The organism is uncultured Psychrobacillus sp. (assembly GCF_938022135.1).
GTDB lineage: Bacteria > Bacillota > Bacilli > Bacillales_A > Planococcaceae > Psychrobacillus.
The window spans coordinates 37,740-57,174 of record NZ_CALIED010000056.1 but is presented as its reverse complement, the minus strand read 5'-3'; the positions used below and the strand labels follow the sequence as shown (position 1 = coordinate 57,174).

Annotated in this window: 19 protein-coding genes; all 19 read right to left on the bottom strand. The window is 37.3% G+C overall.

What is annotated here, in order from left to right:
* Window positions 1-908 (bottom strand): transcription termination factor NusA (gene nusA, locus Q0371_RS11520; RefSeq protein WP_298471189.1); only part of this gene is annotated, 908 nt, incomplete at its 3' end.
* A 22-nt stretch (window positions 909-930) separates the two neighbouring features.
* Window positions 931-1,410 carry a ribosome maturation factor RimP gene (gene rimP / locus Q0371_RS11515; protein ID WP_169358627.1) on the bottom strand — a complete coding sequence of 160 codons (480 nt, stop codon included), beginning with the start codon at window positions 1,408-1,410 and terminating at the stop codon, window positions 931-933.
* Window positions 1,411-1,545: 135 nt separating this feature from the next.
* Complete coding sequence (locus Q0371_RS11510; RefSeq protein ID WP_298471198.1) at window positions 1,546-5,865, bottom strand: PolC-type DNA polymerase III; 4,320 nt, start codon at window positions 5,863-5,865, stop codon at window positions 1,546-1,548.
* A 519-nt stretch (window positions 5,866-6,384) separates the two neighbouring features.
* Window positions 6,385-7,644 carry an RIP metalloprotease RseP gene (gene rseP, locus Q0371_RS11505; protein ID WP_298471187.1) on the bottom strand — a complete coding sequence of 420 codons (1,260 nt, stop codon included), beginning with the start codon at window positions 7,642-7,644 and terminating at the stop codon, window positions 6,385-6,387.
* Between the two features lie 41 nt (window positions 7,645-7,685).
* Window positions 7,686-8,834 (bottom strand): 1-deoxy-D-xylulose-5-phosphate reductoisomerase, encoded by a 1,149-nt coding sequence (gene dxr, locus Q0371_RS11500; RefSeq protein WP_298471185.1) that lies wholly within the window; start codon window positions 8,832-8,834, stop codon window positions 7,686-7,688.
* An 18-nt stretch (window positions 8,835-8,852) separates the two neighbouring features.
* Window positions 8,853-9,650, bottom strand: coding sequence for a phosphatidate cytidylyltransferase (locus tag Q0371_RS11495; RefSeq protein WP_298471184.1), 798 nt, complete (start codon window positions 9,648-9,650; stop codon window positions 8,853-8,855).
* Window positions 9,647-10,441, bottom strand: coding sequence for an isoprenyl transferase (locus Q0371_RS11490; RefSeq protein ID WP_298471181.1), 795 nt, complete (start codon window positions 10,439-10,441; stop codon window positions 9,647-9,649). The genes Q0371_RS11495 and Q0371_RS11490 overlap by 4 nt, the downstream gene beginning before the upstream one ends.
* 134 nt (window positions 10,442-10,575) lie before the next feature.
* The gene (gene frr / locus Q0371_RS11485; protein WP_169358622.1) at window positions 10,576-11,133 is read right to left on the bottom strand and encodes a ribosome recycling factor; all 558 of its coding nucleotides are present in this window, start codon (window positions 11,131-11,133) and stop codon (window positions 10,576-10,578) included.
* Complete coding sequence (gene pyrH / locus Q0371_RS11480; protein WP_169358621.1) at window positions 11,133-11,855, bottom strand: UMP kinase; 723 nt, start codon at window positions 11,853-11,855, stop codon at window positions 11,133-11,135. The genes frr and pyrH overlap by 1 nt, the downstream gene beginning before the upstream one ends.
* Window positions 11,856-11,949: 94 nt before the next feature.
* Window positions 11,950-12,837: a translation elongation factor Ts gene (gene tsf, locus Q0371_RS11475; protein ID WP_251552892.1), complete on the bottom strand. Its 888-nt coding sequence runs from the start codon at window positions 12,835-12,837 to the stop codon at window positions 11,950-11,952.
* An 88-nt stretch (window positions 12,838-12,925) separates the two neighbouring features.
* Window positions 12,926-13,648 carry a 30S ribosomal protein S2 gene (gene rpsB / locus Q0371_RS11470; RefSeq protein WP_169358619.1) on the bottom strand — a complete coding sequence of 241 codons (723 nt, stop codon included), beginning with the start codon at window positions 13,646-13,648 and terminating at the stop codon, window positions 12,926-12,928.
* Window positions 13,649-13,800: 152 nt separating this feature from the next.
* Window positions 13,801-14,292 carry a hypothetical protein gene (locus Q0371_RS11465; RefSeq protein ID WP_251552893.1) on the bottom strand — a complete coding sequence of 164 codons (492 nt, stop codon included), beginning with the start codon at window positions 14,290-14,292 and terminating at the stop codon, window positions 13,801-13,803.
* 8 nt (window positions 14,293-14,300) lie between these two features.
* On the bottom strand, window positions 14,301-14,597 hold the full coding sequence (locus tag Q0371_RS11460; protein ID WP_298471177.1) for an RNA polymerase subunit sigma: 297 nt from the start codon (window positions 14,595-14,597) through the stop codon (window positions 14,301-14,303).
* Window positions 14,598-14,615: 18 nt separating this feature from the next.
* Window positions 14,616-15,389, bottom strand: coding sequence for a FliA/WhiG family RNA polymerase sigma factor (locus Q0371_RS11455; protein WP_169358616.1), 774 nt, complete (start codon window positions 15,387-15,389; stop codon window positions 14,616-14,618).
* 94 nt (window positions 15,390-15,483) lie between these two features.
* On the bottom strand, window positions 15,484-15,780 hold the full coding sequence (locus Q0371_RS11450) for a hypothetical protein (protein WP_298471175.1): 297 nt from the start codon (window positions 15,778-15,780) through the stop codon (window positions 15,484-15,486).
* Entirely contained in the window at window positions 15,780-16,283 is a 504-nt protein-coding gene (locus Q0371_RS11445) for a chemotaxis protein CheD (RefSeq protein WP_169358715.1), read from the bottom strand. Before Q0371_RS11445 ends, Q0371_RS11450 begins: the two co-directional genes overlap by 1 nt.
* 4 nt (window positions 16,284-16,287) lie before the next feature.
* Entirely contained in the window at window positions 16,288-16,917 is a 630-nt protein-coding gene (locus Q0371_RS11440; protein WP_169358614.1) for a chemotaxis protein CheC, read from the bottom strand.
* 4 nt (window positions 16,918-16,921) lie between these two features.
* Window positions 16,922-17,377 (bottom strand): chemotaxis protein CheW, encoded by a 456-nt coding sequence (locus tag Q0371_RS11435; protein ID WP_169358613.1) that lies wholly within the window; start codon window positions 17,375-17,377, stop codon window positions 16,922-16,924.
* Between the two features lie 11 nt (window positions 17,378-17,388).
* Window positions 17,389-19,428, bottom strand: coding sequence for a chemotaxis protein CheA (locus Q0371_RS11430; RefSeq protein ID WP_298471170.1), 2,040 nt, complete (start codon window positions 19,426-19,428; stop codon window positions 17,389-17,391).
* Window positions 19,429-19,435: the final 7 nt, after the last annotated feature.

Here is a 19,435-nt window from a genome sequence, read left to right as displayed (position 1 = left end):
GATTTTTCTTCTTCATTTACTTGAACATCTAAAACTTTCGAAGGACTAAGTGCATTTGCAACGAAAACAATAGGATCTTCTGACCATTCAACAATGTCAATTTTTTCTCCACTTAGTTCGTTTACAATCGTTTGAACACGAGCACCTTTCGCACCTACACATGAGCCAACCGGATCAATTTCTTCGTTATGTGCAAACACAGATATTTTTGAACGATCTCCAGCTTCACGAGCGATAGATTTAATCTCTACAATACCTTCGAAAATTTCAGGTACTTCCATTTCAAATAAGCGACGAAGTAATCCTGGATGTGTTCTTGAAACAAACACCTGTGGTCCACGAGTTGTTCGTTCAACCTTTGTAATATACACTTTGATACGATCATGGGGACGATATGTTTCAGTTGGAATTTGTTCGTTTACTGGTAAAACAGCTTCCACTTTCCCTAATCCTACATATATATTACGCGCATCTAGTCGTTCAACGATACCATTTACTATATCATCTTCACGATCAACATACTCTTCGTATATTAATCCTCGTTCAGCCTCACGGACTCTTTGCGTTACAACTTGTTTCGCTGTTTGTGCAGCAATGCGACCGAAATTACGTGGAGTAACCTCTTCTTCCACTACATCTCCAATTGCATAATGTGGATTAATAGCTTGTGCATCCTCTAAAGAGATCTCTAAACGACCATCTCCTACTTCTTCCACTACATCTTTTCTTGAATAAACGATCATCGAACCATTCGCTAAATTAATGTCGACGCGAACATTCTGAGCTTGATTGAAATTTCTTTTATAAGCCGTAACTAAAGCAGCCTCGATTGCCTCGATTAATACATCTCTTGAAATCCCTTTTTGTTTCTCTAGCGCTGTTAACGCATCTAATAACTCACTACTCACAGCCACCACTCCTCAATATACATTATGCAGAGAAATCGATTGCTAAACGAGCTAGCGCAATTTTCTCTTTTTCAATTTGAATTTTTACTCTTCTTGTTTTGATGCGAATTTCTATTAAAGCGCCTTCTTCTGCAGTATAAGAAAGTAATGTTCCTTCAAACTCTTTTGCACCATTAATCTGCTCATAAGTTTTAATAAAAACATATTTCCCTACAGCTGCAATAAAATCAGCTTCTTTTTTCAATGGACGCTCTGCCCCTGGAGAGGAAACTTCTAAAAAGTAATTTTCCTTAATAGGATCTTCTTCATCCAGCTTTTCGCTTAGTTTGTTGCTTACTTGTGCACATTGCTCAATATCGATTCCACCAGTTGGTGTATCGACATACACACGTAAAAACCAATCGCGACCTTCTTTTACATATTCAATATCAACGAGCTCTAAGTTCATTTCTTGTAAAATCGGTAAAACAAGCTCTTCCATTTTACTAGTTATATTACTCATAAAGGCCTCCTTACAAAACCGTGATTTTCTATATAACAACAGAAAAGAGCGGGAAATCCCACTCTTTCGTCACAGAACTATGAAACATTGGTAGATTTATCTTACCATACCATAGGTTTGTTTGCAAATTAGTGACTAAAACAACGAAAGCTGATTTGCTTCAGGAAGCCCTTCTAGGCAACCCATTGCATCTAAATAATCAATGATTGTTTTGGATACTTTTCCTCTTTGCTGTAAATCCTCTTTAGAGAGAAATTCACCATTTTTGCGAGCATTAACAATTTGAACTGCTACATTTGTCCCTAACCCTGGTACTGCATCAAAAGGTGGTATTAATGTATTACCTTCTATAGTAAACTCATGCGCCTTGGATTTATAAAGATCAATCTTTTGCATCTTAATTCCACGCTCTGACATTTCTAGGGAAAGCTCTAGCACAGTAGCTAAACTTTTTTCTTTGTTAGATGCTTCTAATCCCTTAGCATTAATCTCATCTAACTTAGCTCTTATCGTATGAGAGCCATTTACAATAGAGATCAAATCAAAGTCTGACGCTCGTACTGTAAAATATGCCGCATAATATAGTATTGGGAAATGAACTTTAAAATATGCAATACGAACAGCCATTAAAACATAGGCAGAGGCATGCGCTTTTGGGAACATGTATTTAATCTTTTTACACGATTCAATATACCAGTTGGCTACGCCTTTCGATTTCATCTCTGCTTCAAACTCAGGTGTTAAACCTTTCCCTTTACGCACAGACTCCATAATTTTAAAAGCAAGTGATGGCTCAAGTCCCTGATAAATCAAATAGACCATAATGTCGTCACGACAACCGATAACATCAGAAAGCTGACAGGTGCCTGCTTGTATAAGCTCTTGAGCATTGCCTAACCAAACATCCGTCCCATGGGACAGCCCGGAAATCTGAACAAGCTCGGAAAAAGTAGATGGCTTTGTTTCTTCAAGCATTTGTCTAACGAAACGGGTCCCAAATTCCGGGATACCAAGGGTTCCAGTTTTACAATCGATTTGTTCTGTTGTAACACCAAGTGACTCTGGCCCACTAAATATTTTCATCACTTCAGGATCATCTGTTGGAATTGTCTTAGGATCAATTCCAGATAAATCTTGGAGCATACGAATGACCGTTGGATCATCGTGACCTAATATATCCAGCTTAAGTAGATTATCGTGAATGGAATGGAAGTCAAAGTGTGTTGTTTTCCATTCAGAATCTTGAGCATCTGCTGGGAACTGGATTGGTGAAAAATCATAAATATCCATATAGTCAGGTACAACAATAATACCGCCGGGATGTTGCCCTGTAGTTCGTTTTACTCCTGTACATCCTTGTACGAGGCGATCGATTTCAGCTCCACGTAAATTTATATTGTTATCATTCATGTAGCCTCTGACGTACCCATAAGCAGTTTTCTCTGCAACAGTTCCTATCGTTCCCGCTCTAAAAACATATTCTTCCCCAAACAGTTCCTTCGTATAATTATGTGCGATTGGTTGATATTCTCCACTAAAGTTTAAGTCGATATCTGGTACCTTATCGCCTTTAAATCCTAAGAATGTTTCGAATGGAATATCTTGTCCTTCTTTTACATAAGGTGTATCACATTTTTCACAGTTGGCATTTGGTAAATCGAATCCAGAGCCGACTGAGCCGTCTTGGAAGAACACTGAATGCTTACAGTTTGGGCAGACATAATGAGGAGGCATAGGATTGACCTCTGTTATATCCATTAATGTTGCTACAAGGGACGAGCCTACAGAACCACGAGAACCAACTAAGTAACCATCATCTAAAGATTTCTTTACTAGCTTATGAGAGATCAGATAGATAACGGCAAAGCCATGTCCGATAATTGAGGTAAGTTCTTTTTCTATACGAGCTTCCACAATCTCAGGTATATTCTCTCCATAAATTTCTCTTGCTTTGGTATAGGTCAGTTCTCTAACCTCTTCATCCGCACCTTCAATTTTTGGAGTATATAAATCGTCTTTAATCGGTTTTATGTCTTCGATTGAGTCCGCAATTTTATTAGGGTTTGTTATAACTATCTCTTTTGCTAGCTCTTCCCCTAAGAAGGAGAAGGCATCAAGCATTTCATTTGTCGTTCTAAAATGTACTTTAGGAAGCTCATGCCTATTAAGCGGGTTTGCCCCCCCTTGTGAATTGACAAGGATTTTTCGGAACATTGCATCATTCTCATGTAAATAATGTACGTTACCTGTCGCTACTACTGGTTTTCCCAGCTTTTTCCCTACTTTAATTAATTTACGAATAATATCTTCTAGATTCCACTCATCTCTTACTAGTTCCATTTCTATTAAATGAGCATAGACTTCTTTCGGATGAACCTCCAGATAATCATAGAAACTCGCAATCTCCTCAACCTTTTCTAACGGCTTTTGCATGAGTCCCTCAAATACCTCACCTCTATCGCAGCCAGAGCCAATGATCAATCCAGCTCTATGCTTTTGTAGTACTGAACGCTTAATACGTGGAACTCGATAGAAAGTTGTTGTATGTGACAAGGACACTAGCTTAAATAGATTTTTAAGCCCCTCATCATTAACAGCTAAAATTGTGCAGTGAGATGGTCTAGCTCTTTTGTATGAATCACCTTGACCGATGTGCTTGTTAAAGTCATCATGATAATGAATATTCTTTTCTTCAGCTTCTTTTAGTAGGTGAAGAAGTAAATAGCCAGTTGCTTCACAGTCAAAAATTGCTCGGTGGGCCTGTGTTAATTCAATATTAAACTTTTTGGCTAGAGTACCTAGTTTATGTGTTTTCATCTCTGGATGTAAAAACCTAGCCAGCTCTAACGTATCAATTACTGGATGATCAAAGTGATCAATGCCACACTTTCTATACCCCTCGTATAAAAAGCCCATATCAAACGATGCGTTATGGGCAACAATTATGCCGTCTCCAATAAACTCATGAAAATCCCGTATAACGTCTTCTATTTCTGGTGCATTGCGAACCATATCATCTGTGATACCTGTAAGCTCAATTGTTGTAGCTGATAAAGCATGATGTGGATTCGCAAATCTTTCAAACTTATCTATAATATTGCCATTTTGCATTTTAACTGCAGCAAGCTCAATGATTTTGTCATATGTGGCGGATAAACCGGTTGTTTCTACGTCAAAAACTATATAAATTGCATCCTCAAGTGGGATATGCTGCTCGTCATAAGCTATTGGAACACCGTCATGAATTAGATTAGCTTCTAGTCCATATAAAATTTTAATGCCATTCTTTTTACCAGCAGCATACGCTTCCGGAAATGATTGCACATTCGCATGGTCCGTTATGGCTACTGCCTGGTGGCCCCACTTTGCTGCTTGAGAAACTAACGCCGATACAGAAGAAACCGCATCCATTTGACTCATCGGAGTGTGCATATGTAACTCGACTCTTTTTTCTTTTGCAGTATCATATCTTAGTACAGGGTTAATCTCACACATATCTTGAGCCATAATGATTAAATCACGCACAAATGTATCGTTTTGAACTGATCCTCTTACCTTTATCCACATTCCTTTTTTAAGGCGCTCCATCATTCCAGCGTCTTCTTTGTCGCGAGAGAACATTTTTACAAGAATAGAATCTGTGTAGTCAGTGACCTTAGCCGTCAATAGAGATCTACCACTTCTCAGCTCTTTCACCTCGACATCAAACACAAAGCCTTCGATCGTTACACGACGCTCTTCATCTTGGATAGAACGTATCTCCACACTTGCCTCTTCTTTTTTCAGTGGAGTACCTAGCTGGAATGGACCATCTTCGCTGGCTTCACCACTATCCTGACGAGAGTCTCTCTTTTGCATATCTTCTAAAGCCTTTTTCCCAAGTTGCTCTTCTTCCATTCTTCGTTGTTCTAAAAAAGCTACCTGTGCTTCAGCTAAAGCCTCTGTATCCTCGACTAACTTAAAATCTATCGCAAGTTTAGGAAAACCAAAGCTCTCATATACACTTGCAATTTGATCAATATATTTCTTTTTAAAAGTACGTTGTTGTAATTCTTGTCCGCATGTCAGCTGAATCATCTGACCATTCCACTCGGGCTCTTGACCAAGTAGACAATCTTTTAAAGGAGGAGCCATGTCGCTCAATTCTTTAAGTACACTTGTCCAATAAGCTTTTATGAGCGATTCTGTTACTTCTGGATGCTCACAATTGATTTCTAAATATATTGTAGCAATCCCTTGAAATTTTTCTTCTAGTCTTGATTGGAATTGGTTATAGACATCGATAGGAAGAACGGCAGCTATATTGATTTGAAAATGCCATTGTCTTTGTTTTTTATGAACTGTAAATCTTGTAATAGAAGCATTTTCGAAATGCTTAACAACAGTGTCTTCGGTCAACTCTAGCTGTTGCAACAATAGATGCATTCTCATTTTGCCATCTTGCATATTACCTATCCCCCCTTATTTTAAAAGTTATTCTATATATTTTATTTGTTATGTTGAATGAGATTAATCTATAAGACATCCTATACATTAACGATTGGTATGGTACCCCAACGAAAAAGCATTTCGGGAGAGCGGAAATCAATTCTATTTCCTTTGAATTGCATTTAGATTTCATTAATTATTCTTTTTCTTAATTGAGTTACTTTTATAAAAAGTACCTTACTACTTAAACCAGATTACTTTCTCCGTGTTTATCGTAGCGGTAGGCGGCGACTCCTACGGGATGAGTGAGACAGATAAGACATCACACCCAAGCGCGTAAGCAATGGCTGATGGCTTATCGCTCACCCCGCGGAAAGCGTCCGCCAAAAGCGGAATCAACTCTACTTTAAGCATATTAAACATTATTATAGATAAAACTCAACCATTAACAGAAAAAGAAAGGAAGTTCAGCTACTCGAACTCCCCCTCTTACATATTCTATCAAATCTATAAACAAAAAGATTACCCAGTATTCACCAAGTTATTCTATAGGAAGAATCTTTGTATATCATTCCAGGTAACTACTACCATCAATACCATTAGAAGCATGATTCCGACAAAATGAACCATTCCTTCCTTCTGTTTATCAATTGGTTTTCCTCTTACTGCTTCAAATAGGAAGAACAATAATCTACCACCATCCAAGGCAGGTAATGGCAACAAGTTCATAATCCCTAAGTTTATACTTAACAGTGCAGCCCAATGCATTAACTTAAATACGCCTAATTGTGCTACTGTATCAGTTGCTTGATATATTCCAACAGGACCAGACAAGTCATCTATACTAAACGATCCAGTTATTAATGTACCTAAAATAGTAAATATTTGTTTCGTCATCTCATAGGTTTGTTCAGCTCCAAAGGCTATTGCTCCGATTGGATTTTTCTCTAAAGGACTCGAATACATGACGCCGATTTGTGTGACTTTCCCTTCTTTTGTAGATACTTCTATTGGGGTAATCATCAATTCTTCCGTCATACCATCTCGTTCTACGACGAAAGTCATCGGCTCATTCGCACTTTCTCTCACAGCATTTGATAGTTGCTCCCATTCTGTAATTTGCACTCCGTCGATTTCTTTGACTAAATCGCCGTCTTTCATGCCTGCCATTTCAGCTGGGCTATCATCCACTACTGTCGTAATAATAGGCTCATTAGTTGGAATACCTTGTATCAGTCCTAGAGCTAAAAATATAAAGAAAGCTAATATAAAGTTAAACAAAGGTCCCGCAAAAATCGTTAGAGCACGTTGTCCAACTGTTTTTGAACCAAATTGTCGATCGTAAGGGGCTATAAATGTTTCTGTATTATTCTCAATGATAACAGCGTTTCTTGCCACTTGATAACGAACTAAACGCTCTTCTTCATCATAGCCTTCAATATACATGTCCTTCATCAAATCTGATCTTTCTACTTCTAAAAAGAGCATATCAGGAAACTGTTTATTTTGGTTAAGTACGATTTGATCGATTTTGTTATCCTTGTTTACGCGAATACCTAGACGATAACCAGGCTGCAATTCAACAGAATCTAAATCTTCTCCAGCCATCCGTACGTAACCACCCATTGGTAATAAACGGATTGTGTATAGAGTTTCGCCTTTAGTCATACCAAATATTTTAGGCCCAAAGCCAATAGCAAACTCTCGAACCATTATTCCAGCTCTTTTGGCAAAAATAAAATGCCCTAGCTCATGAAAAAAAACAATACTTCCAAATATGATTATAAACGCAATGGCTGTTTCCATTATACCCCACCTTTTTCTCCTGCTTATCTTTCCTCAATACATTATTTTACCATGTTTTGAACAGTTTTTCTCGTTTGGCTATCAACAAATAATATAGTATCTAAATCTGGTGAAGAAATATTAGAGTGCTCGTCCATTGCCCGTTCGATTAATTCGTCAATTTCTAGGAATTTAATCTTTTCTTGTAAAAATAGACTTACTGCAGCTTCGTTAGCAGCATTCAAGACAGTCGTCATTGTACCTCCTGCTCGGCCTGCATCTATCGCAAGCTTTAAGGCGTGGTATCTCTTATAATCCATCTCTTGAAAGTGAAGTTTTCCAATTTCCGCTAAATTTAATCGTTGAGCATTTGAACGCTTCAATCGATCTGGATAGGACAAGGCATATTGAATTGGTACTCGCATGTCCGGTGTTCCGAGTTGAGCTATCACACTGGTATCTTTGAATTCAATCATGGAGTGTATGATGCTTTCTCTATGCAATAAAACCTCAATGTCATCATAAGAGATATCAAAAAGAACGTGCGCTTCAATTACTTCAAGGCCTTTGTTCATCATCGTTGCTGAGTCAATTGTGATCTTAGAACCCATCGACCAGTTTGGATGGTTCAATGCTTCTTTTACAGTGACGTTTTTTAAATCCTCGCGTGTACGGTCTCTAAAGCTACCACCAGATGCAGTAATGATTAATTTAGATACTTCAGATTTTTTCTCTCCATTCATTGCTTGAAAAAGTGCTGAATGCTCGCTATCCACTGGTAATATCGGCACATTATGTTCTTTAGCGGCCTGCATTACTAAATGACCAGCAGTAACTAATGTTTCTTTATTAGCGATCGCTATAGTAATACCTTTATTAATCGCTTCTAAAGTAGGTCTTAAACCTACGCTTCCTAGAACAGCGTTCACTAGAACATCTGCTTTCGTATGAGCAGCCACTTGTATTAAACCTTCATCGCCAAAAACAACTTCTACTTTTGGAAACTCATGTTGAAGTAAAATAGCATCCTCCTCTTTTTGGACAGACACAACCTCTACCTTGAACTCTTTTAGAATCTTTTTTGTTTCTTCTATATTTTTACCAACAGAAAATGCAACTAATTGAAATCTATTTGGATGCTCCCTTATTATATCTAATGTTTGTATCCCGATAGAACCTGTTGCACCTAATAAACTTATTCTTTTACTCATGAAATAATGTCGTCTCCCTTATATAAAATGTAAAAAATGCAATAATGGCAAGACAAAAAGAAGACTGTCGAAACGGTCTAATATACCACCATGCCCAGGAAGAAGATTACCTGAATCTTTTACATTAAAATGTCTTTTAATACCTGACTCTACTAAATCCCCAAGTTGCCCGAATATAGAGGCTACGATTGTAATCCCTATCAATATTATGTATGAAGATGTAAGCGGGCTGATCCATTGGATAATTAGTGCTGTTACTATTGCCCAAACTATACCCCCAACAAAACCTTCAACCGTCTTATTTGGAGATATTTCTGGCCAAAGCTTTCGTTTACCTAACTTTCTCCCTGTAAAATAAGCTCCAGAATCCGTGGTCCAAACGATTAATAAGGCAAAAATGACATATGCCAAACCACCTTCTATTGCTCGTGTTTCAATAAAGTAATAAAAGCCAATCCCAACATATAACGTACTTAATAGCACAAATGATGCATTTTCGAATGTAAATTTATTTTTCGTTAATACGGTAAATATTAATAAAATGAATACTGCTACGAATATCCATTCGAGCTTTGTATGCCCAGTAAGACTAACTATTTTCTCAGTATACGCAGAAGGGAATAATAGTAAGAATAAAAGAAGAATTGATATAATACCTGGAAAACTGATTAAGCTTATACCCTTCATTTTTAATATTTCATATAATCCTATTGCAGCAATCGCATAAATTAGAACAGTAAATACAGGTCCTCCTAGCAGAACAATAGGAAGAAAGAGCGCTAAAGCCACCGCACCCGTGATGATTCTTGTTTTCAATTTGTTTCTTCCTCCTTAATTCCACCATATCTTCTATTACGTTTTTGAAAAGTTTCAATCGCATCTAGTAAACAGCCTTCATCAAAGTCAGGCCATAATGTGTCTGTAAACCAAAATTCAGTATAAGCAAGCTGCCAAAGCATAAAGTTACTTAATCTAACCTCTCCACTTGTTCTAATAAGTAAATCCGGTTCGGTCAAGTCCTTTGTCATGAGATAATCATTGAACTTACTTTCTGATATATCTTCTACTGCCATGTTTCCTTTTTGCACATCACTAGCTAATTTCTTTATAGCTTGAACAATTTCATCTCTACTTCCATAATTTAAAGCAAAATTTAATATTAGGCCATTATTATTTGCTGTTTTTTCCATAGCCTTAGTTACTGCCTTTTTAGTATGCTCTGGTAGTAGTTCAATATTACCCATCATTCGTACTTGAACATTTTGTTCAATCAATTCTGGTAAATACGTATTAAGAAATTCCTCAGGCAATCGCATTAAAAATTCAACTTCGACTTTCGGTCTTTTCCAGTTTTCTGTCGAAAATGCATATAGAGTGAGCGTTTTTATTCCAACATCGTTTGCAAACCTCGTTATTTTCTTAACCGTTTGCATTCCTTCATGATGACCCGCGATTCGTGGTAGAGCTCTTTTTTTAGCCCATCTACCATTCCCATCCATTATAATGGCTATATGGTCTGGCAATTGTTCTTTTCGGACATTTTCAATCCGTTCATTTAAACAGTTACTTATCGCTTGATCATTTTTACGCATAAGTTTTTTTAGCATGCATTAACCTCCACTTTAAACCTTATCGAAGCATATATCTTATCATAACAAATAAAGACGAATATAAAAAGGCGTCCTACTAAAAGGACGCCTTCCTCGAATAAAAGTTCAACTGTAAGACTGGCTAGAAGTGCTTAAACTTCTAGAATTTCTTTTTCTTTGTCTTTCGTGATTGCATCAATTTTTTCAATATTTGCATCTGTGATTTTTTGAATTTCTTCAGTATAGCTTCTTAAATCATCTTCTGTGATTTCTCCAGCTTTCTCCAACTTTTTCAAGTCGTCATTTCCATCACGACGTACGTTACGAATATTTACTTTAGCTTCTTCTGCTTCTTTTTTCACTTGTTTCACTAAGTCTTTACGACGTTCCTCTGTAAGTGCAGGAATAGCGATACGAATTAGATTACCATCGTTTGTTGGTGTAATCCCTAAATCTGACTTCATAATCGCTTTTTCGATATCTCCTAATATGGATTTATCATATGGCTGAATCGTTAGTAAACGAGCTTCAGGTGTTGAAATACCAGCCATTTGGTTAATTGGAGTTGGAGCACCGTAATAATCTACAGTTATTTTGTCTAATAATGCTGCACTTGCACGACCAGCACGGATAGAAGCCAATTCTCTTGTATACACTTGAATAGTTTTAGCCATTTTATCTTTTGTTTGCTCTATTACTTGTTTCGGCATTATGAATTCCTCCTAACGACTGTACCGATAGATTCACCTAGGACAGCCTTTTTAATATTTCCGTTCTCCATAATTGAGAATACAATAAGTGCAATATCATTGTCCATACATAGCGTGGACGCTGTTGAGTCCATTACTTGCAGACCTTGTTGAATTACTTCCAAGAAAGACAATTCATCATATTTCACTGCTGTTTTATCCGTCTTAGGATCAGCAGAATACACACCATCTACATTATTTTTAGCCATTAAGATTACATCTGCTTCAATTTCTGCCGCTCTTAAGGCTGCTGTAGTATCAGTCGAGAAGTATGGATTTCCTGTTCCCGCTGCAAAGATTACTACACGTTTTTTCTCCAAATGACGAATAGCTCTTCTTCTTATGTACGGCTCTGCCACTTGACGCATTTCAATGGAAGACTGTACACGAGTTTCAACTCCACATTGCTCTAGAGAATCTTGTAGCGCCAATGAATTCATTACCGTAGCTAACATGCCCATATAGTCAGCATTCGCACGGTCCATACCCATCTCACTTCCAATTTTACCTCTCCAGATATTGCCTCCACCAACTACAACAGCAACCTCTACACCAAGATCCACTACCTCTTTCACTTGCTCAGCTACTGATTTGATAATTTCAGGTGACAATCCGAATCCTTTTTCTCCAGCTAATGCTTCGCCACTTAGTTTTAAAACGATTCTTTTATATGGTGTGCTCATAGATATCCTCCATCTCTTTTCTTGAAAAATAGGGAACACAAATTACGTGCTCCCTAGAGTTTTTCTATAAAATAAGAACTTAAAGTTCTTATTATTAGTTATTTCCTTTAACTTGGCTCATTACTTCTTCAGCAAAGTTGTCTTCACGTTTTTCGATTCCTTCACCAACAGCATAGCGAGTGAATGAAACTAGTTTACCACCAGTTGATTCAACAAAAGCACGTACTTTTTGGTCTGGATTTTTAACGAAAGATTGGTCTAATAAACACACTTCTTCAAAGTATTTACCAAGGCGACCTTCTACCATTTTTGCAACGATATTTTCAGGTTTACCTTCGTTTAATGCTTGTTCAGTTAAAATTTTACGCTCATGTTCTACTTCTTCAGCAGATACTTCATCACGAGAGATATATGATGGGCTTAATGCAGCAATGTGCATAGCAACATCTTTAGCTGCTTGATCATCAGTAGATCCTTCAAGAACAGTTAGAACACCAATGCGTCCTCCCATGTGTAGGTACGGTCCAAAAGCGTCTGCATCTGTTTTTGTTTCAATAACAAAACGACGTAGAGTAATTTTTTCTCCGATTTTTGCTACTGCATTAGAGATAGCATTTTCAACTGTAACGCCTTCTTGAATGTTAGAAGCTAATGCTTCTTCAACTGAAGCAGGTTCAGTAGCTAATAAGTGAGAAGCTACGTCTTTAACTAATGTTTGGAATCCTTCGTTTTTAGCAACGAAATCCGTTTCTGCATTCATTTCTAATAATACAGCTTTGTTTCCATCAATATGGATGTAAGTTGTACCTTCCGCTGCGATACGGTCAGCTTTTTTAGCTGCAGAAGAAAGACCTTTTTCACGTAAGAAGTCAATTGCTGCTTCTAGGTTTCCGTCTGTTTCAACTAAAGCTTTTTTGCAATCCATCATACCTGCGCCAGTTTTTTCACGCAATTCTTTTACCATTTGTGCTGTAACTGCCATTATAAATTCCTCCTAGTACGAATCATGTCGTTTCTCAAAAAAAGGTGATAAGTGGTTTGGCCGCTTATCACCTGTACTTACATGTGTCTTACTCAGCAGCAACTTCAGCTGAAGCTACTTCTGCATCTTCACCTTGTCTTGCTTCAAGTAATGCATCCGCCATTTTAGCAGTTAATAATTTTACTGCACGGATTGCATCGTCATTTGCAGGGATTACATAGTCGATTTCATCTGGATCACAGTTAGTATCAACAATTCCTACTAATGGAATGTTCAATTTACGAGCTTCTGCTACTGCAATACGCTCTTTACGTGGGTCAACTACGAACATTACATCTGGAACAGCTTTCATATCACGGATACCGCCTAAGAATTTAACTAGACGTTCGTGTTGTTTTTTAAGTTGAACAACTTCTTTTTTAGGAAGTACAGCGAAAGTACCGTCTTCTTCCATTTTTTCGATTGCTTTTAAGCGTGCAACACGTTTTTGAATAGTACCGAAGTTTGTTAAAGTACCACCTAACCAACGTTGGTTGATGTAGTAGTTACCTGAACGTTCAGCTTCTTCTTTAATAGCTTCTTGAGCTTGTTTTTTAGTTCCAACGAAAAGAACTTTCCCGCCATCTTGACCTACTTGGCGCATGAAATCATAAGCTTCTTCTAATTTTTTCACCGTTTTTTGAAGATCGATGATATAGATTCCGTTACGTTCAACAAAAATGTATTTTTTCATTTTTGGATTCCAACGGCGAGTTTGATGACCGAAGTGTACACCGGCCTCAAGTAGTTGTTTCATAGAGATTACTGACATTTTATTTCCTCCTGGTTTGGTTTAGTCTTCCGCATCCATCATTTGTCATTGGCTACTCTATTTCTAGAGCACCTGCCAAGTTCATCCGTAATGCGTGTGTATTCATACCGTATTGTAATATACCATAGTTATTTTATACTTTCAACTATTTATTACTTAAACTTTAAGAAAAGTTCTACTTCCGTCTTTCCTATTTGAAGTAATTTGGCTATTTCCATTGGACTTTTTCCTTCTTCACTATAATATAGTACCTTCTCTTTCATCGTAACTGGCTGTTTTTTTTCTGGCAAACTAGCAGCCTGGACATAGCTATTTGCTACCTTATGTTTGGATACGAGTGGTCTTGAAAGCACAAAGGACGGATCTATATCATTTTTTATAGTAGTAGAAACTTCTTCTTGTGCGGAAGCATGTTCCTTTAGAGGAGGAACAAAACTGTTTTCCTTTAATTCATATAGAAGGCGATCATTTTCATCCTTCATGTCTGCTAGATAAGCACTAAATGAATCTTCTATTTCTTTCATAGTTTGTTCTTGTCTGTCTTCCAAATCTTTATATTTTGATAATTTCATATTTAATAATGCAATGAAATAAAAGCTAATAATTTGGAGAAGAAACAGTGCTATTATAATAATTGTTGTCATTTTTTCTCCTATCCATTATAGTCCACAAAGTTCCCTTTAAAAGGATGCTTTATACTGTTGTTATCTTGTCCTTTTTTCCTATCTTTCTTCTCTTGCTCATCCTGCTCCTGTTGGTTTCCCTTTGCGTCTGCTTCTATATGATTAGATTTTATAACAGTTTCCCTGTTTTTTTCTATTTGCCTTTCTGTCGCAGCTTGGGCGTTGGCTTGGTTAACTAGGCTTTGCTGCTGCATCTGATCAGCCATTTTCCCTGCGTCCACGGTCTTTGGGATAGCTATTTGTAATTCCAAACCTTTAAGACTCATCTGTCCGCCCTCCACCCTTTAGGTATTCATCATTTCATTTACTAATAGCTTCCGAAGCTTAAAAAGTGCCTTAGAATGTATTTGAGATATTCTCGAGGTGGATAAGCCGAGCATCTCCCCGATAACAGTTAGGGTTAATTCTTCTGTATAAAATAAACTTAATACTAATTGCTCATTTTCATTTAAATGTTGGATTTGATTGACAAGGTCATTAATTAGCTCGTCCTTTACCAGCTTTTGTTCAGGCGTAGTTTGTGTATCGTCTCGAATCACAAAGGATTTGCTATCCATTTCATCCTGATCATGTAATTGCTCATCTATAGACAAAACATTAGAAAAGAAGTGTTCTTGGACAGTCTGATATACATCCTCTAAAGGGATTTCTGCAAAATCGGCCAGTTCTTCTGGTGTCGCATGTCGCATTAGTTTTTGCTCTAATTCTTCTATTTTCTGATCTAGTTTTTTAGCTTTTTCACGAGATGATCTAGGGAGCCAGTCTTCTTTTCTTAGCCCATCTATTATAGCCCCTCTTACCCGGAAGGATGCATACGTATCAAACTTCAAATCTCTAGAAGGGTCAAACTTATTTAATGCATCAAATAAGCCCATCATACCAAGGCTCTTGAGCTCATCTCTCGAAACATTTTGAGGTATACCCGCACCGATCCGTTGCACATGATACGTAACTAGTGGAGTATATTTTTTTAGAAGTAAATCGCCCGCTTGAGGATCCTTGCTTTCAGTCCATCTTCTCCAAAGGAGCTGCTCCTCTGTCAAGTTTTGTTTTGACACAAATATCCTCCTTTCGACACTGCATTCTATTATTTATGGATATTATACCAAAATTTCGTATAAAAAGGGGAGACGAAGAAAAATCGCCCCCCACTTAAGATTCCTCATTTATCATACCTTTTATAATTTCAGCGTACTCTTTTGATCCGACAACCGTTGTTTGAGAACTATCCTGGGTAAAAGGAACCTCGATTTCTATTTTTTTCATTCTATCGTCTAGGACATAAGATAAAATTGCACGTCCCCCAAAAGTTATAAAGAAAGATAGGATAGCCCACAAAATAATCGGTATAAGAATAATTGCCCCTTCTATAAATGGGTAAGAGAAGAGAAAAAGAATGCTAAATGTTAGCAACGCTATCCAAAAATTAGACATAATCGTTCCAACCATTAAATATTTTTCACCCCTTGGTTAACCGTCCGTACATTTAACAGCTTGGTTAGAGGATCAAACTCAATTGTTCTCCCGCTATTCCCTCCAGTATCTTCTGAAATTATTCGGATGGAGTATTTTTTTAAATATTCTTTTACTGCTTCTACGTTTCTAGGACCTATTCTCATCGTGTCTCTACTGGACGAAAATTGAAACATTTGTGCACCGCCAGCTATTTTAGCTCGTAGTCTATCACTACTTACCCCTTCAAGCTTTAAGAGGTTAATAAGCGCTTGAATACCCGTATCAGCAAACTTGGCCGCATTAATGTTTTCACCTCTACCTAAAGAAGAGTTAGGAAGCATTATATGAACCATACCAGCTATCTGAGATTTATCATCATATAAAACTACTCCAACACAAGACCCCAAGCCTGTGGTCCTTATAATTTGAGGAGCCTTTACAATGTTCATATCAGCAATTCCTACCTTCACCACCGCAGCCATTTGAGCTTGTTCCATCATATTATTCTACTCCTAAGGCTTGAAAAATCGTCTGAAATGATTCTGGATCTGGAAGTAAGAAGAAATGTCCGTGGACACTTTTTCCATTTTCCATTTCTTCCTCATTAATAGCTGTATCAATGACAATAACATAATCACTTATTTGTGAAAGCTCTACAAGACCAAAACTGATGATTGCTCCTACCATATCTACACACAATGCAGGAACAGATGGATATATATTTAGCTTTGTAAAATCAGAGAGAGCGGATAAATAAGAGCCTGATAATATGTTACCTAGTTCTTGAAGAGCAGATGCGCCAATCTCAGTTACTTGAGCCTTTTCGAAATCTATTTGGTCATCTTGAACTAATCTTCGAATAAATTGATTTGCTTGCTCCACTGGTAATACAAAGAACATACTCCCATTGACATCTCCAGCAATTCGAAGATATATACCTGCCACAACACTTTCTGCTCCGCCGGCTAGCTCCATCATTTCATCGAAGGTCACCATTTCTACCTTAGGAACATTCATGTCTATTTTTTTGTTTAATAGCATGGAGAGTGCAGTAGCAGCATGAGCTGCTCCAATATTCCCAATTTCTCGTAGGACATCCAGATGGACGGAAGTAATTTGCTTTTCAAACATTAGACTAAGCTCCTGTCTTAATAGGGTTTAAAACTAAATCTAGATGCAGCAATATTAATAGACGCTTGTCAATTTTAGTAACACCTGCTATAAAGTCTTGTTCTAATCCTCCAACTACTTCTGGCTGTGGTTCAATGGAATCCTTCGGAATATCTAATACATCATTTGCAGAGTCTACGATGACCCCTACATTCATATCATCTAATGAAATTATAATAATTCGAGAGGAATCATTTAAATTACTTTCACCTAAACCAAATCTGCTTTTCAAATCGATAATAGGTGTAACTACACCACGTAAATTTATGACACCCTTTACAAAAGAAGGAGTCTTGGGAACTCTTGTTATATGAATCAGTTTCTCAATTCCTTGTACTTGGCTTACTGGTATTACGTATTCTTTGTCTGCTAATTGAAAAACAACTACTTTTAAGTTTTCTGTTTCTAAAGCCTCTGTCATTATTTTTCCCCCTACCTTATTAAAGCGTTACAATCAATTATTAAGGCTACTTTCCCATTTCCTAGAATAGTTGCTCCTGAAATAGCAAAGACACTAGACAAGTATGTTCCAAGAGTTTTTAATACAATCTCTTGTTGGCCAATAAATGAATCAACAACTAAGCCAGCCATTTTATCTCCTTTTCTTACAAGCACTACGGAATGAAATTCTTCCTTTAGACGCTCATGAGGAACTTCAAATACTTCTTCTAAGAATACAAGCGGCACAACTTTGCCACGGAAATCGATGACCTTCTGATTGTGAGCATTTAAAATATCGGAAGAACGAATGATTGCGGTCTCAATAATAGAAGAAAGAGGGACAGCGAAAATTTCTTCTCCTAGTTCCACTAACATGACTGAAATAATAGACAGCGTTAAAGGTAACTGAATAGAAAACAAGGACCCTTGTCCTTCAGTAGAAGAAATCTCAATAGATCCTCCCAATGATTCAATCGTTGTTTTTACTACATCAAGACCTACGCCACGTCCTGATACATCAGAAATAACTTCCGCCGTCGAAAAACCAGATGATAATATTAACTCCGCAACCTGTTTATCACTCATTGCCGTTGCGGCCTCTGGTGTAACAATGTTTTTAGCTATTGCTTTTTTCAATACTCTTTCACGACTAATCCCTGCACCATCGTCCTCGATTTCAATAAAGACGTGATTACCACTATGATAAGCTCGAAGTATAACAGTACCCTCTTCAGGTTTACCTTTTGCTTTTCGAATTTCAGGACTTTCAATGCCGTGATCTAAAGAGTTTCTAATAAGATGAACAAGTGGATCTCCAATTTCATCTATTACCGTACGATCTAATTCTGTGTCTGCACCGATAACTTGTAGATTAATCTTTTTGTTCAAGTCTCTTGCCAGCTGTCTAACCATTTTAGGAAATCTATTGAATACTGTATCTACTGGTACCATACGCATTGTGAGAATAATATTCTGTAAATCACCCGTAATTCTTGCCATACGTTCTACCGTTTCCTCTAATTCACTATCATGAAGATTTTCAGAAATCGATTGAAGCCTACCTCTATCAATTACTAACTCTTCAAACAAGTTCATTAAAATGTCTAATCTCTCGATGTTAACCCGAATTGTTTTGTTGCCGTGGGTCTGGTTATTCTTTGTAGCTACTTGTTTTTCGCCGGAAGCCTTGACTTCTGTTGTTGGTTTCTCTTCTGTCTGTAGTTCTATGACAGTGCTTCCTTCTTTTTCAAATGCTTCACTTTGTCGTTTCTTTAATTGTTCCAGACTAACCGTGTTTACGATTACCTCCGTAACCTCTGATACTTTCATCAGCTTCTTCTGTACATCAGCTTGCGTCTCCGTCGTAACGAAGGCTACATAGAACTGCTCATCAAAATCCTCATCTTCGAGCTTTTCAACTGAAGGAGAAGATTTAATAACATCTCCCATTTTTTCAAGTAGCTCAAAAACCATATACACACGGGCAGCTTTAAGCAAGCAATCTTCACGAAGTTTGATAGAGATCTCATATGAAAAATAATTTTGTTCTGCAGATTGCTGTATGACAGTCATTTCATAATCGTCATAAGTTAAATAATTTTCTAGAGAGGTTGAAGAAACATTATTTACAACAGTAGCAGCAACTTCTATTTCTCCGGTTTCAATCTCATGAAGCTTTCTTACAGTCTCTTCTACATTCAGTTTTCCATCTCCGCCTTCAGCAATGTTAAAGACCATTTCTTCTAGCTGGTCCACCGCTACGAAAACTACGTCAAGAAGCTCTGGAGTAACATTTAAACGGCTATTTCGTATTTCGTCTAGAACGTTCTCCATCTTATGAGTAAGATTAGCTATGTCCTCGTACCCCATAGTTGCAGACATACCTTTTAATGTGTGAGCAGAACGAAATACTTCATTAACAATAGAAAGATCCTGGGGATTTTTCTCTAGTTCTAGTAAATGATCATTACATGCCTGTAAATGCTCCTTACTTTCTTCTATAAACATCTCTAAATATTGATTGATATCCATGAACTTA

Bases quoted from the DNA above. Each gene is read 5' to 3' on its own strand.
- rimP (WP_169358627.1), bottom strand. From the start codon at position 1,410: ATGAGTAATATAACTAGTAAAATGGAAGAGCTTGTTTTACCGATTTTA.
- rseP (WP_298471187.1), bottom strand. From the start codon at position 7,644: ATGGAAACAGCCATTGCGTTTATAATCATATTTGGAAGTATTGTTTTT.
- dxr (WP_298471185.1), bottom strand. From the start codon at position 8,834: ATGAGTAAAAGAATAAGTTTATTAGGTGCAACAGGTTCTATCGGGATA.
- Q0371_RS11490 (WP_298471181.1), bottom strand. From the start codon at position 10,441: ATGCTAAAAAAACTTATGCGTAAAAATGATCAAGCGATAAGTAACTGT.
- frr (WP_169358622.1), bottom strand. From the start codon at position 11,133: ATGCCGAAACAAGTAATAGAGCAAACAAAAGATAAAATGGCTAAAACT.
- pyrH (WP_169358621.1), bottom strand. From the start codon at position 11,855: ATGAGCACACCATATAAAAGAATCGTTTTAAAACTAAGTGGCGAAGCA.
- tsf (WP_251552892.1), bottom strand. From the start codon at position 12,837: ATGGCAGTTACAGCACAAATGGTAAAAGAATTGCGTGAAAAAACTGGC.
- rpsB (WP_169358619.1), bottom strand. From the start codon at position 13,648: ATGTCAGTAATCTCTATGAAACAACTACTTGAGGCCGGTGTACACTTC.
- Q0371_RS11465 (WP_251552893.1), bottom strand. From the start codon at position 14,292: ATGACAACAATTATTATAATAGCACTGTTTCTTCTCCAAATTATTAGC.
- Q0371_RS11460 (WP_298471177.1), bottom strand. From the start codon at position 14,597: ATGAGTCTTAAAGGTTTGGAATTACAAATAGCTATCCCAAAGACCGTG.
- Q0371_RS11450 (WP_298471175.1), bottom strand. From the start codon at position 15,780: ATGGTTGGAACGATTATGTCTAATTTTTGGATAGCGTTGCTAACATTT.
- Q0371_RS11445 (WP_169358715.1), bottom strand. From the start codon at position 16,283: ATGGAACAAGCTCAAATGGCTGCGGTGGTGAAGGTAGGAATTGCTGAT.
- Q0371_RS11440 (WP_169358614.1), bottom strand. From the start codon at position 16,917: ATGTTTGAAAAGCAAATTACTTCCGTCCATCTGGATGTCCTACGAGAA.
- Q0371_RS11435 (WP_169358613.1), bottom strand. From the start codon at position 17,377: ATGACAGAGGCTTTAGAAACAGAAAACTTAAAAGTAGTTGTTTTTCAA.
- Q0371_RS11430 (WP_298471170.1), bottom strand. From the start codon at position 19,428: ATGGATATCAATCAATATTTAGAGATGTTTATAGAAGAAAGTAAGGAG.